General features: G+C 44.9%; 13 protein-coding genes. All 13 read right to left on the bottom strand.

From position 1 onward, the window contains the following. Window positions 1-106: 106 nt before the first annotated feature. The 13 genes from Bealeia2_RS04885 to Bealeia2_RS04825 all read right to left on the bottom strand — a co-directional run bounded on the left by Bealeia2_RS04885 (window position 107) and on the right by Bealeia2_RS04825 (window position 14,197). Window positions 107-619 (bottom strand): glycine-rich domain-containing protein, encoded by a 513-nt coding sequence (locus tag Bealeia2_RS04885; RefSeq protein ID WP_331256003.1) that lies wholly within the window; start codon window positions 617-619, stop codon window positions 107-109. 92 nt (window positions 620-711) lie between these two features. Beyond that, on the bottom strand, window positions 712-1,488 hold the full coding sequence (locus tag Bealeia2_RS04880; protein WP_331256002.1) for a biotin--[acetyl-CoA-carboxylase] ligase: 777 nt from the start codon (window positions 1,486-1,488) through the stop codon (window positions 712-714). A gap of 4 nt (window positions 1,489-1,492) precedes the next feature. Further along, complete coding sequence (gene nuoN / locus Bealeia2_RS04875) at window positions 1,493-2,983, bottom strand: NADH-quinone oxidoreductase subunit NuoN (RefSeq protein WP_331256001.1); 1,491 nt, start codon at window positions 2,981-2,983, stop codon at window positions 1,493-1,495. Then, entirely contained in the window at window positions 2,983-4,536 is a 1,554-nt protein-coding gene (locus Bealeia2_RS04870; RefSeq protein ID WP_331256000.1) for an NADH-quinone oxidoreductase subunit M, read from the bottom strand. The genes nuoN and Bealeia2_RS04870 overlap by 1 nt, the downstream gene beginning before the upstream one ends. A 22-nt stretch (window positions 4,537-4,558) precedes the next feature. Further along, the gene (gene nuoL / locus Bealeia2_RS04865; RefSeq protein ID WP_331255999.1) at window positions 4,559-6,496 is read right to left on the bottom strand and encodes an NADH-quinone oxidoreductase subunit L; all 1,938 of its coding nucleotides are present in this window, start codon (window positions 6,494-6,496) and stop codon (window positions 4,559-4,561) included. 11 nt (window positions 6,497-6,507) lie between these two features. After that, complete coding sequence (nuoK, locus tag Bealeia2_RS04860) at window positions 6,508-6,813, bottom strand: NADH-quinone oxidoreductase subunit NuoK (RefSeq protein ID WP_331255998.1); 306 nt, start codon at window positions 6,811-6,813, stop codon at window positions 6,508-6,510. Further along, window positions 6,810-7,430, bottom strand: coding sequence for an NADH-quinone oxidoreductase subunit J (locus Bealeia2_RS04855; RefSeq protein ID WP_414437861.1), 621 nt, complete (start codon window positions 7,428-7,430; stop codon window positions 6,810-6,812). Before Bealeia2_RS04855 ends, nuoK begins: the two co-directional genes overlap by 4 nt. A gap of 15 nt (window positions 7,431-7,445) precedes the next feature. After that, complete coding sequence (nuoI, locus tag Bealeia2_RS04850; protein WP_331255996.1) at window positions 7,446-7,937, bottom strand: NADH-quinone oxidoreductase subunit NuoI; 492 nt, start codon at window positions 7,935-7,937, stop codon at window positions 7,446-7,448. A 1-nt stretch (window position 7,938) separates the two neighbouring features. Then, the gene (gene nuoH / locus Bealeia2_RS04845) at window positions 7,939-8,964 is read right to left on the bottom strand and encodes an NADH-quinone oxidoreductase subunit NuoH (RefSeq protein ID WP_331255995.1); all 1,026 of its coding nucleotides are present in this window, start codon (window positions 8,962-8,964) and stop codon (window positions 7,939-7,941) included. Further along, on the bottom strand, window positions 8,957-11,047 hold the full coding sequence (nuoG, locus tag Bealeia2_RS04840) for an NADH-quinone oxidoreductase subunit NuoG (protein ID WP_331255994.1): 2,091 nt from the start codon (window positions 11,045-11,047) through the stop codon (window positions 8,957-8,959). The genes nuoH and nuoG overlap by 8 nt, the downstream gene beginning before the upstream one ends. A gap of 15 nt (window positions 11,048-11,062) precedes the next feature. Continuing rightward, window positions 11,063-12,340 carry an NADH-quinone oxidoreductase subunit NuoF gene (gene nuoF, locus Bealeia2_RS04835; RefSeq protein ID WP_331255993.1) on the bottom strand — a complete coding sequence of 426 codons (1,278 nt, stop codon included), beginning with the start codon at window positions 12,338-12,340 and terminating at the stop codon, window positions 11,063-11,065. Then, a complete protein-coding gene (gene nuoE, locus Bealeia2_RS04830) occupies window positions 12,330-12,986 on the bottom strand; it encodes an NADH-quinone oxidoreductase subunit NuoE (RefSeq protein ID WP_331255992.1) in 657 nt (218 codons plus the stop codon). The genes nuoF and nuoE overlap by 11 nt, the downstream gene beginning before the upstream one ends. Before the next feature lie 20 nt (window positions 12,987-13,006). Beyond that, on the bottom strand, window positions 13,007-14,197 hold the full coding sequence (locus tag Bealeia2_RS04825; RefSeq protein WP_414437860.1) for an NADH-quinone oxidoreductase subunit D: 1,191 nt from the start codon (window positions 14,195-14,197) through the stop codon (window positions 13,007-13,009). Window positions 14,198-14,206: the final 9 nt, after the last annotated feature.

Here is a 14,206-nt window from a genome sequence, read left to right as displayed (position 1 = left end):
TTCGAGGATTGTCATAAATTTACTCCTTTAATAACACGGTGGTAACATTATCCGTGCATTTATAAAATGCACAGTGATGAATTTTCTAACAGCTTTCTTCTTATTGTCAAGTTGGATATCGAGTTGAATTGCCCATTGCCCCGTTTAAGACCTTTGAAAAGGGCTTAATTACGCGATTTATAGTGAAATTTAAAAACGCAAATTTTAAATCCTGAAATGAATAAACGGCGTCATAAATAGGGGCTCCAAATTCTTCGCCATGCAAACGTTGAAGAAGTTGGATTCCATTTTCGGCTCCGCTCTCTTGAGATTCTTCTTCATGAATGGGTTGATGATGAAGATAACTTCCAAAAACCTTCTCACTCATCTCATAATAATCTTGCGTATAAAGAATATGCGCATGCCAGATTTCATCAATTTGAAGAGAGGGGGAGAGATGAATGTCTTCATGTTTTTTGCACAGAATTAAGAAATTTTTGTAAAATTGAGTCGCCACCTGAACCATGCGAGGGCTCCAGTGTTTTTCTTTCCGAACACGATTCATCACATGAGTAAGGTCCAGATTATTAATGATAATCTTGGCTTCTTCTAAAGAGATCGACATATTTAAACCCAACATTCAATAAAATAATAATATTTTAAGGATATGTTGGAATTCAAATTTAAATCAAGTTTAAATTTTTTTGTGATGTGAAGAGAGAGATTTTCTTACTAAAAAGAGGTTTTTAGCGGCACCTTTTGAAAAACGACATCGCCGACATAATAGGCACACATATTTCCAGTATCGTCTTGAATCACGAGGGACCCGTTGTGATCAATACCTTGGTAAATCCCTTGGGCTACGATTTTCCCCGAATCATGGGTGAGAAGAATCGCTCTCTCAAGACCATAAGCCGAAGCCATCCAATCTTTTTTCCAATTGAACTGAGGATCACTTACAAAATTTTCTGTCATCTTTAGAAGTGTTGTCACAATGGGCTGAATCAATTGGGTCGGATCAAGAGAAACACCCAAAGAGGCCAAAGATGTTGCGGGATAGCGGACATTTTCGGGATAATGAGAAACATTAACCCCAATTCCTACAAGAAGGATGAAACTCCCCTCCTCCACTCCTGGAATCATCTCGAGCAAAATACCCGCAACTTTTTGTCCCTTGATTAAAACATCATTGGGCCATTTTAGTTGAACCTCTGAATCTTTGACATAAGATTCCAAAACATTTTTTAAAGCAAGTCCCACAATCAGTGAAATTTTTCCCGCATCCTTCATCTCAAGGGCAGGTTTTAAAAGCGTGGTCATGTAAAGATTTCCGGGCTCAGAAATCCATGTGCGTCCAAGGCGTCCTCGTCCTTGAGTTTGTTTGAGAGCAACCACCGTAGTTCCTTGAGAAGCACCTGTTTGGGCACGCTTTCGTGCCTCCACCATGGTGGTTTCAAGCTCGTCAAAAATATAGAGAGAAACACCAGGGGAGAGCTCTTGCGATTTCATAAAATCAATTCATCAAAGCAACAACGGCTTCTTGTACAATACGCAAAAGCCCTTGTGGATAGACGCAGAACAAAAGTGTGAACAAAAAGGCACCATTTAAAACGATGGTATTTTCAAAAGCCACCGCACCGCCAGAACCTGCCATAACCAGAGGTGTCTCTGGAAGCGCATCAAAATAAATAGTTTTGACGATTCTCAAATAATAAAAGGCAGAAACAACCGAAGACAAAACGCCCAAAATCGCAAGCCACGTCAGACCCGCTTCAATGGCAGACATAAAAATATAAAGCTTTCCAAAAAATCCGGCCAAGGGTGGAATTCCCGCCATGGAAAACATAAATGTGGACAAAACGAAAGCTAGTTTCGGGTGGGATTGGGAAAGACCACTGAGATCAGAAATGTCATTAAACGTCTGACGACTCCGGGATTTCAAATGAAGAATGCAGGCAAAAACGCCAATAATCATGGCTGCATAAATGATCATATAAAGAATGACGCCGCGCGCACCTTCTTCTGTACCGGCCGCAATACCCATCACCGCATATCCCATTTGTCCAATGGAGCTATAAGCCAAAAGGCGTTTAAGATCGGTTTGAGACAAAGCGGCAAAGGCGCCTAAAATCATAGAACCCGCCGCGATAACAATCAGAATTTGTTGCCATTGTTCAAACAACAACTGAAAAGGATCCATCATTAGACGTAAGAAAAGTGCAAGAGCTGCGATTTTAGGGGCAGATGCCAAAAATGCGGTCACAGGTGTTGCGGCCCCTTGATACACATCCGGTGTCCACATGTGAAAAGGCACGGTGGAAACTTTAAAAGCCAAACTTGCAATCACAAAAACAAGACCTATGACAACTCCAATGGACACACCATCAACAGCCCCAAACCGGAACACGGCCGTTAAGGTATCGAAATTTGTGGTCCCTGCAAATCCATAAATAAGGCTTACGCCATAAAGAAAAAGTCCTGTGGAAAGAGCGCCCAACACGAAATACTTTAATGCCGCTTCAGAAACGCTCAAGCGATCCCGACTAAGACCCGCCAAAATATAGAGGGAAAGCCCTTGAAGTTCGAGCCCCATAAAAAGAGGCAAAAGGTCATTTGAAGAAAGCATCACCATCATGCCGAGCGTTGCCAAAAGGCCCAAGATGGGGAACTCAAATCTCTCAATACCACTGCGTTGCAAATTGGAAAGCGACATGGCAAGAGCTGAAGATGACCCAATCAAAACCAAAATTTTTGTCAAGATGACATAATTGTCGAGATAAAATTGACCATTAAAACTGACCTGCCTTAAATCAACTTGCCAGGACGCCCCTAAAAATACACCTGCAACAATCATGGAGAGAATTGCCACATGCGCCGTGCGTCTGACGGCCACACCTTTTTCAGCGCCGGTCATCACACCATCGAGAAGAAGTCCTAAGGCGGTGATGGCCAGAATAATTTCAGGCAAGATTAATGAAAAATTAGGAAGATAAAAGTCCAACATTAGTAGGCTCCCCCACGTGATTCAATTTTGGCTTGCGCCATTTCTAAGGGCTGCCCATCAGCGTCCAATTCCACCTCAGGATCCAGCGCAATGTTATATTTATCGACAAGGTCTTGAACGGTGGCGTCCATCATTTTTAAAAGTGGCATAGGATAAATTCCCAAGAATAAAACGGCCACGGCCATGGGCGCAAAAACCGCTTTCTCAATGGAATTAAGATCCGTAATATTTTTGAGATTAGGTTTTGTGAGTTTTCCAAAAATAATGCGCCTATAAAGCCAAAGCGCATAAGCCGCCCCCAAAACCATACCACTCGCTGCCAAAAGGGCAGCCCAGGTATTAACTTTATAAGTTCCTAAAAGAACCAAGAATTCGCCTACAAACCCACTAGTTCCAGGAAGACCAATGGAGGCAAAGGTAAAGAGCATAAAGACACCCGCATAAATGGGCATCCGTTGAACAAGACCTCCGTAGGCAGATATTTCGCGCGTGTGGATTCGGTCATAAATCACGCCCACGCACAAGAAGAGCGCCGCTGAAACCAATCCATGACTGACCATTTGGGTAACCGCCCCTCCAACGCCCTCGGAGTCAACAGTGAAAATCCCCAAAGTCACCATACCCATGTGCGCCACGGAAGAATAAGCAATTAACTTTTTCATATCCGTTTGTGCCAAAGCTACAAGGGAGGTATAGATGATCGCGACAATACTAAGTGTAAAGACCATGGGGGCGAAGAATTCGGAGGCTTCTGGAAACATGGGCAGTGAGAATCTCAAAAAGCCATATCCGCCCATTTTAAGAAGAACGCCGGCCAGAATCACAGACCCTCCAGTGGGTGCCTCCACGTGGGCATCGGGAAGCCAGGTATGGACAGGCCACATGGGAACTTTCACCGCAAAAGAGGAAAAGAACGCGAGCCACAACCAGTTTTGAATAAAAGGATCAAACCTGGTTGTGAGGGCTAAAGGAATATTGCTCGATCCCACATCAAAATAAATGTAGATGATGGCCAAAAGCATCAAGACCGATCCCAAAAGTGTGAAAAGGAAAAATTTAAAGGCCGCATAAACCCGACGTGGTCCGCCCCAAATTCCAATGATGAGGAACATCGGGATCAAGACGCCTTCAAAGAAAATATAAAAGAGAACGAAGTCCAAGGCTGCAAACATGCCCACCATGAGCGTCTCAAGAACCAAAAACGCAACCATATATTCCGAAACGGATTTTGAAATTGAATTCCAACTTGCCAAAATACAAATTGGTACAAGGAAAGTGGAAAGCAACACAAACGGCAAGGAAATTCCATCGACCCCTACATGATAGCCAATGTTTAAAAGTGCCATCCATTCAAACTTATCTACAAGTTGAAAATCTGAGGATGCCGGATCAAAGCTCATCCACAACACAAGGCTTAAAATGAAAGTCACAAGTGAGGTCCAAAGCGCCACCCACCTAACATTCTGGTCATTCGATCCTTTATTAAAAAGAATCAAAAGCGCACCCATCAGCGGCAGAAAAATTGTGATGGAAAGAAGAGGCAATGTGGTCATGATTTTTTATTTTCCCCGCGCACTAAAATATCCATAGGTGCCACCCCACGATAAGAGCCAACCCCACAATCATAGCAAAGGCATAGTGATACAAATAACCAGTTTGCAAGCGACACAAAAGAACGCCCGCTCGCGAAGATATGGCCGCAACTCCATCAGGGCCATAACCATCGATCAAGTTTCCATCCCCACGCTTCCAAAGGATATTTCCCAGGCGCAAGGAAGGCTTCACAAATACGGAATCGTAAAGTTCGTCAAAATACCATTTCTTATAAAGAAAGTTGTAAAAGCTCTTCATTGCGTTCATCAATCGATCAGGAACATTGGTCAAATAAGCATATAACAAATACGCAATCCCGATTCCAATGAGGGAGGCCACCGTGGGAGAAAGCTCTATCCAGCGTGGTGTATGGTGGTGAGCGGCCAGAATGGAATCATTTTGAGAAAGTACAAAAATCGCATTCCTCCAAAAGGCCTGACTCCCCTCCCCGACCATGGACTCAACCAGGAAATATCCGCCAAAAACGGAGCCTACGGCCAAAACCATCAAAGGAACTAACATGACCATAGGTGATTCATGTATATGACCCATGACCACTTCATCAGCGCGGGGTTTCCCGTGAAATGTCAAAATGAGAAGTCGCCAGGAATAAAAAGCCGTCATCACAATGCCCATAATACAAATAACGTAAATCATTTGACCCAAAGGATTTGCAGAAGCCCACACGGCCTCAACAATAATGTCTTTTGAGAAATATCCCGCAAAGAAGGGAATTCCTGCCAAAGCCAAATTTCCAATCCACATGATCACATAGGTAATGGGAATAAATTTCCAGATCCCACCCATTTTTTGAATGTTTTGCTCATCAGACATGGCATGAATCACGGATCCTGCACCTAAAAAAAGCATGGCTTTAAAAAAGGCGTGGGTTGTGAGATGGAACATCGAGGCGCCATAGGCCGAAACACCCGCAGCCACAAACATCAGTCCCAATTGAGAGCACGTGGAATAAGCAATAATTCGCTTAATGTCATTTTGAGTACACGCAACAGTTGCCGCAAAGAATGATGTCAAGGCCCCGACAATTAAGATAATATCCCGCGTAAGAGGAGCATATTCCAAAAGCGGGGAGATTCGAATAATCATGAAAACACCAGCCGTAACCATGGTGGCCGCATGGATGAGGGCGGAGACGGGTGTGGGACCTTCCATTGCATCGGGCAACCACGTGTGGAGCCCCAATTGTGCGGATTTTCCCATGGCGCCGATAAAAAGAAGTAATGTTGCAATGGTGAGCGCGTGGACCTCAAATCCCAAGAAGTTAAAATTGAGATTAATATATTCATCAGCCATTCCAAAGACGGAAACAAAATCAGACGTTCCAAAAATCACAATGACGGTACAAATTCCAAGCGCAAATCCAACGTCGCCCACACGGTTTACAATGAACGCTTTGATGGAGGCTGCATTGGCTGATTCCCGCTCATACCAATATCCAATCAGCAAATAAGAAGCGAGCCCTACCCCTTCCCACCCAAAAAACATCTGAAGGAAGTTGGGGGCAGTTACGAGCATTAACATGAAAAATGTAAAAAGACTTAAGTACGCCATAAAACGGGGGATACCTTGATCCCCGTGCATATAACCAATGGAATAAACGTGAACCATCGATGAGACTAAAGTCACAACCAACATCATGGTCACACTAAGACTATCGACTTGAAGTCCCCAATCAACGCTGAAGAAATCCAAATGAATCCAGGTAAAAAGAGGGTAGACAAATGAGTGCCCTGCAAAAACCGTGTCTAAGGATAAAAAGACAGCACACACAAAAGAGGTGATGAGAAGTCCAGAGGTAATTCTCTGGCTGAATTTATCGCCCAAACGCCATCCAAAAGTACCCGCAAGAAGGCCCCCTATGAGCGGTAAGAAAACGACAAGGATTGCTAAAGTCGTCATGATTTTCCCCTTTAGCCTTTCATCACATTCATTTCGTTGACATCAATATCCCCGCGATTGCGGAAATAAATTACCAAGATCGCAAGACCAATAGCAGCTTCAGCTGCTGCGACCGTCAAAATAAAGATGGCAAAAACTTGCCCCACGAGATCTTTCAAATAATAAGAGAAGGCCACCATGTTAATATTGACGGCCAAAAGCATGAGCTCGATTGACATCAAAAGAACGATCACATTCCTGCGATTCAAGAAAATCCCAAAAACGCCAATGGAAAAAAGGAAGGCTGCCACAACCAAATAATGAGCAAGAGAAATCATAGGTCAACTCCTTTATGGAATGGCACATCTAAAACCTGAAGGGTATCTTGAGGGCGACGCGAGACTTGATCATAGATTTTTTGCCGCCTGACACCTTCTCGATGACGGAGAGTCAAAACAATTGCCCCAATCATAGCCACAAGAAGAATAAGCCCTGAGATTTGGAAAGGAAAGGCATAGTGCGTATAAAGAAGATTCGCCAAAGCTTCCGTATTGGTTTTTCCATGGAAAAGCGCTTGAGGCGCTGAAGTCAAATCCACGGCCTCTGGTGAGATTGTCCAACCTAAAGACACCAAGATCAATTCTGCAACCAAAATAGATCCAATAACCACACCTAAGGTTTTATATTTAAGCATCGACTCTTTGACATTAACGACGTTCACATTGAGCATCATCACAACGAAAAGGAATAAAACTGCAACAGCTCCCACATAAACAATAACCAAAAGCATGGCTAAAAATTCCGCTTGAAGAAGTACGAAAAGCCCCGCGGCATTAAAGAATGCTAAAATCAGCCACAAGACCGAATGGACCGTATTCTTGGAACTAATCGTCATTAATGCCGACCCCAACATGAGGCCTGAGAACATATAAAACGAAAGAGCTGACAAATCGATAATCATCGCACTCTCCTATCGATACGCCGCGTCTTTTTCAAGACGGACTGCAATTTCAGACTCCCACCGATCGCCATTAGACAAAAGACGGTCCTTATTATAAAAAAGTTCTTCCCTCGTTTCAGTCGCAAATTCAAAATTCGGACCTTCCACAATCGCATCCACAGGACACGCTTCCTCACACATTCCACAATAAATGCATTTGGTCATATCGATGTCATAACGCGTTGTGCGACGACTTCCGTCTTCCCGCTCTTGGGCCTCAATGGTGATGGCTTGGGCAGGGCAAACCGCTTCACATAATTTACAGGCAATACATCGCTCTTCACCACTAGGGTAGCGTCTTAAAGCATGCTCCCCACGAAATCTCGGTGAGAGCGTTCCCTTTTCATACGGATAGGCGAGCGTTACTTTTTTCTTAAACATATAACGAAATGTGAGTGCAAACCCCTTAATCAGTTCGATCAAGAAAAAGCTTTTCGCGCGATTGAGAATTTTTTGCACCATATTACACCTGTCCTGGAAGCCAGCCCAAAGCCATCAAGACCCCAGCTGTTAAAACGACCCACCCGAAGGTAAAAGGCAAAAAGACTTTCCATCCGAGTCGCATGAGTTGGTCGTAGCGATAGCGCGGCAATGTGGCCCGGGCCCAAAGGAAAATGAAAAGAAGGAATGAGATTTTAAGCGCAAACCAGACAATCCCAGGAACCCACGTGAAGGGTGCGAAATTGAATGGAGGCAACCATCCTCCTAAAAAGAGGACGGATCCAATACCGCTCATCAAAATCATATTGGCATATTCACCTAAGAAAAAGAGTGCGAAGGTAATCGAGGAATATTCAACGTTATAACCGGAAACCAATTCCGCTTCAGCTTCAGGAAGGTCAAAAGGTGCCCGATTCGTCTCTGCCAAAGCCGAGATCATAAAAATCACAGCCATAGGCAAAAGCGGAATCACAAACCAGATTTTCTCCTGGGCTTCCACAATTTTCGTGAGGTTCATCGAGCCCACACACAAAAGAACGGCGATAAGCACAAGTCCGATGGAAATTTCATAGGAAATCATTTGCGCAGCAGAGCGCAGTGCTCCCAAAAAGGGATACTTCGAGTTACTGGCCCATCCCGCCATAATGATGCCATAAACGCCCAAGGACGAAATCGCAAAGAGATAAAGAACACCCACGTTAATATCGCTGATCACAAGACTGGGGCCAAAGGGAATTACCGCCCACGCAATCATACTCAACGTAAATGTCAAAATGGGGGCAATGATAAAAATAACGGGGTTCGACTTGGTGGGAATAATCGTTTCTTTGTGGATGAGTTTAACCGCATCCGCAATGGGCTGAAGCAACCCAAAAGGACCCACAACATTAGGGCCTTTTCGCAATTGCATGGCGGCAATTACTTTACGTTCCGCATACGTCAAATAAGCGACAGACAAAATCAAGGGCACCATAATGAGCAAGATTTGTCCAGCCATAGTCAAGCCCGGCATCAAAAACTCTTGCCAAAAATTCCCGAGATCAACCATGAGTCCCTGTCCTTTTTTCCTGATCGCGACCTAAAATCTGACGCGTGCATTCGGCCATGGTGACCGAATGACGACTAATAGAATCAGTCATATAAAAGTTCTCAATGGACTCTTTAAAAGAAGAATCTTCAAGAATTCCAGACTTTCCAAAAGACGTCCAAGGCGCACGTTGCAAGACATCCACTTCCTCAAAAAGCGGATTAATCTCAACCATTCGCGCCCGAATCTCTTCAAGGGTATTATAAGGCAAGGGCAATCCCAATGTTTCAGAAAGTGCGCGCAAGATTTTCCAATCTTCTCGTGCATCTCCTGGTGCTGAACACGCTTTAAACGCGCGTTGGACCCGACCTTCCGTATTCACGTAAGTTCCATCTTTTTCCGTATATGCCGATGCTGGTAAAATCACATCAGCAACTGAAGCGCCTTTGTCTCCATGATGTCCTTGGTAAATGACAAACGTTTTCTTGAGTTTGCCTACATCAATTTCATCAGCGCCCAAAAGATAGACAATTTCAAGTTTTCCTTGATCTGCTTTTTCAATAATTTGTGCCGTTCCGTATCCGTCTTTTTCAGGCACAATGCAAAGATCAAGCGCACCCACACGAGAGGCGGCTTTGTGAAGAATATTAAATCCGTTCCAATGGTCTGAAGGATTACCTTTACCTTGATGAATGAGACCATACTTTTCGGCAATTTCACGGGCAAGGTGAAGAATCGCAGATCCATCCTTCCGGCTCAAAGCCCCCTCTCCTAAAATAAGCATGGGGCATTTGGCGTCTTGCAAAAGTTTGGCAAGCGTATGCTTGCCTTTTAAAATTTCCTCTAGAATTTGGGGATGATTTCCCAAATGTGCATAAGGATAAGTAAGATCATGAGCCTCACCAATGAGCGCCACTTGAAGTCCATTATAAAGATAATTTTTGCGAATTCGCGCATTGATAATAGGTGCTTCCACACGAGGGTTTGTACCAATTAAAAGCACAAAATCCGCCTGATCAATGCCTGAAATTGACGTATTAAAAATATAGCTACAGCGATGACCCGATTCAAGAATGGAGCCTTCCTCCCGGGCGTCCACATGGGGCGATCCCAAAGACGTCATTAATTCTTTTAAAAGTACCATAGATTCAGCGTCTGCCAAATTTCCTGCTAACGCTCCAATTTTTGATCCATCCGTCTCGCGCACGCGTTCGGCAATGGTGTTAAACGCTTCTTCCCATGTAGACTCTTGAAGTCGCCCTGAGGCATCTTTCACATAAGGACGATCTAGACGTTGATATTTAAGACCGTCACAAGCAAAGCGTGCCTTATCGGAAATCCATTCTTCATTCACATCTTCATTGAGTCTTGGCAAAATACGCATCACTTCGCGTCCACGAGAATCAATACGAATGGCAGATCCCACCGCATCCAAAACGTCAATGGAAGGTGTATGGGAAAGCTCCCACGGGCGCCCCTTAAAAGCATAAGGTTTTGACGTAAGAGCGCCTACCGGACAAAGATCAATCATATTTCCGGAAAGCTCAGACGTAATGGATTTTTCCACATACGTTCCGATTTCCATATGCTCACCGCGATAAACAGCACCAAGTTCAGGAACGCCGGCCACTTCGGTTGCAAAACGTACACAACGCGTACAATGAATGCAGCGATTCATCGCCGTCTCAATAAGCGGCCCAAAATTTTTATCAGGCACAGCGCGCTTGTTTAAATGAAAGCGACTCGAATCTGGACCATAGGCCATGGTGATATCTTGAAGATCACATTCCCCTCCTTGATCACAAATTGGGCAATCAAGCGGATGATTAATGAGGAGTAATTCAAGAACGCCTTTCCGAGCTTTTTGGATGGATTCTGTATTGGTGCGAATGACCATCCCCTCACCCGCAGGCATCGCACAACTTGCCACAGGTTTTGGGCTTTTTTCCATTTCTACCAAACACATCCGGCAATTTCCCGCAACCGATAAACGATCGTGATAGCAAAAAACAGGGACTTCCACGCCCGCCATTTGGCACGCTTGAAGAACGGTCATCCCCTCAGGGACTTCAACGGGCTGATCATTAATTGTCAGCTTTGGCATATTCTCCCCCTACCCTTACGCAGCGAACTTGTGGCGGTCATGAATGCGCCGCTCAAGTTCACCTCGAAAATGACGAATTAAACCTTGAACGGGCCAAGCAGCCGCATCTCCCAAAGCACAAATGGTGTGCCCTTCGATTTGCTTCGTGACTTCCTCTAATTTATCAATATCTTCAATGGTCCCAATGCCATCAGCCAAGCGCAGCATTTGACGCCACATCCAACCCGTACCCTCACGACACGGTGTGCATTGGCCACAACTTTCGTGCATATAAAATTTAGATAACCTGGCAATAGCACGCACCACATCTGTGGATTTGTCCATCACAATCACGGCGGCCGTTCCCAAACCACTTTTGACTTTTTGCAACGATGTGAAATCCATCTGAACAGTCTCACAAATGTCTTTGGGCAAAAGCGGAACGGAAGATCCTCCAGGGATCACCGCCAAAAGATTATCCCACCCCCCGCGGACTCCACCGGCATGTTTTTCTATGAGTTCCTTTAAAGGAATTCCCATTTCTTCTTCCACATTGCACGGATGATTCACATGACCAGAAATAGAGAAAACCTTGGTGCCCGTATTTTCAGGATTTCCAAAACCCGCAAACCACGCCCCCCCACGCCTTAAAATTGTGGGAACAACGGCAATGGTTTCGGCATTGTTGATAATGGTCGGACATCCATAAAGGCCAATCACAGCGGGAAATGGGGGCTTTAAACGGGGCATCCCTTTGCGTCCCTCAAGGCTTTCAAGAAGTGCCGTTTCCTCACCGCAAATATAGGCACCGGCGCCTCTGTGCACATAAAGATCAAAATCCCAGCCGGATTTGGCCGCATTCTTTCCCAAAAATCCTGCGGCATAAGCCTCATCAATGGCCTCTTGAAGGCGTTCGGCCTCACGATAATATTCACCCCGCACATAAATGTAGGATTTATGTGCACCGATGGCGTAGCCTGCCAAAAGGGCACCCTCCACCAATTTGTGGGGATCATTGAGAAGAATGTCGCGATCCTTACAAGATCCGGGCTCGCTTTCATCGGCATTAATCACCAAATAGCGTGGGGTGATTCCATCATCCTTAGGGAGAAACGACCATTTCCGTCCCGTTGGAAATCCTGCCCCACCACGGCCACGCAAGTTGGACGCAATGACCTCATTGATAATCCACTCTTGACCTTTTTTAATCAGTTTAGCCGTTCCGTCCCAATCACCACGGCCTTGCGCGTCTTTGAGATTCCATTTCTGAAGTCCATAAAGATTGGTGAAAATTCGATCTTGATCAGTGAGCATCTCGACCTCGCTTTGTGGGCTTTGGTTTGGAAGAGTCTGCGCCTTCAGTCAATGACGTAAGTCCTCCCTCAGGAGCCGATCCTTGACGCCCACGCGAAGATCCCACCTGAATTTTTTTGCCCGCTTTTAAATCTTCAAGAATCTTTTTGAATTTTTCAGAATCAAGATCGGTATAATAATCATCGTTAATTTGAACCATAGGAGCATTCACACAAGCACCCAAACATTCCACTTCGCACCAACTGAAAAGACCATCTTCCGTGACTTGGCCTTTTTCAACACCAAGATGGTTTTTGCACGTTTGGACCAACTCCTCAGCGCCTCTCAACATACAGGGCGTGGTGCCGCACACTTGGATGAAATTTTTTCCCACAGGTTCAAGATTGAACATCGTATAAAAAGTAGCCACTTCAAATGCACGGATTTGAGGCATAGTAAGCACATCTGCGACATGCACAATTGCCGCTCTTGGAAGCCATCCTCCAGCTTGACGTTGGGCCATATCTAAAAGCGGCAGAATCGCACTCGCTTGGCGCCCCTCGGGATAGCGGGCAATGATTTTTTCAGCGAGTTTTTGATTCTCTTTTGTAAACTCAAAAAATTCAGGTTGGTTAGACACTACATGATCCTCATGTTCATGTTTCATAACATTTTGCGCACCTTTACTCATCGATCGATCTCACCAAAGACAATATCCATCGACCCGATAATACTGGGAATATCCGCAAGCATATGACCTTTTGACATAAAATCGAGACCTTGGAGAAACGCAAACCCAGGCGCCCTGATTTTGCAACGATACGGACGATTACTTCCGTCTGAAACTAAATAAACTCCGAACTCCCCTTTGGGTGCTTCCACGGCCGTATACGTCTCGCCTTCAGGCACGTAATAGCCTTCGGTATAAAGTTTGAAATGATGGATCAGTGCCTCCATCGAAGTCTTCATTTCTGCACGCGGTGGAGGTGTGATTTTGTGATTATCGATTTTCACAAGGCCTTCTGGCAATTGATCCAAACATTGACGGATGATCTCAACGGACTGACGCATTTCTTCCATGCGCACCAAATAGCGATCATAACAGTCGCCATTCTTACCAATGGGAATTTTGAAATCCATGCGCTCATAAACATCATACGGCTGAGATTTTCGCAAATCCCAGGGCGTATTTGACGCACGAAGCATCGGACCACTGAATCCCCAATCCACCGCTTGATCTGGGGAAACAATTCCAATATCAACCGTACGTTGTTTGAAAATGCGATTGTCCGTCAGCAGAGTTTCCATGTCATCAATGACTTTTGGAAACCGATCAATGAATTCGCGAATCTCGTCCGTCAATCCTGCGGGTAAATCTTTTTGAACACCGCCGGGACGGAAATACGCCGCATGCATGCGCGATCCTGAGACTTTTTCATAAAAGCCCATCAAAATTTCGCGCTCTTCAAATCCCCACAAAAGGGGCGTCATAGCCCCCACATCAAGAGCCATAGTTGTGATATTTAAAAGGTGATTTAAAAGCCTTGAGATCTCTGCAAACATCACCCGAATATATTGCCCGCGTAAAGGCGGCTCAATACCCAACAGTTTTTCAACCGCAAGGGCAAAGGCATGCTCTTGAGACATGGGCGCTACATAATCCAGACGATCAAAATAAGGCACCGCTTGAAGGTAGGATTTATATTCAATCAGCTTTTCTGTGCCCCGATGAAGCAATCCAATATGAGGATCTGAGCGCTCCACAACCTCACCGTCTAATTCTAAGATAAGGCGCAAAACACCGTGCGCTGCGGGATGCTGAGGCCCGAAGTTCAGCGTGAAATTTTCTGTTCGCTTTTTGGAATTAAGATCGCTCATCATTTACTC

Origin of the sequence: Candidatus Bealeia paramacronuclearis (assembly GCF_035607555.1) — a bacterium.
Classification (GTDB): Bacteria; Pseudomonadota; Alphaproteobacteria; order UBA9655; family UBA9655; genus Bealeia; species Bealeia paramacronuclearis.
Note: the sequence above shows the minus strand (reverse complement) of the source record. Positions and strands in the feature narration are given on the sequence as shown.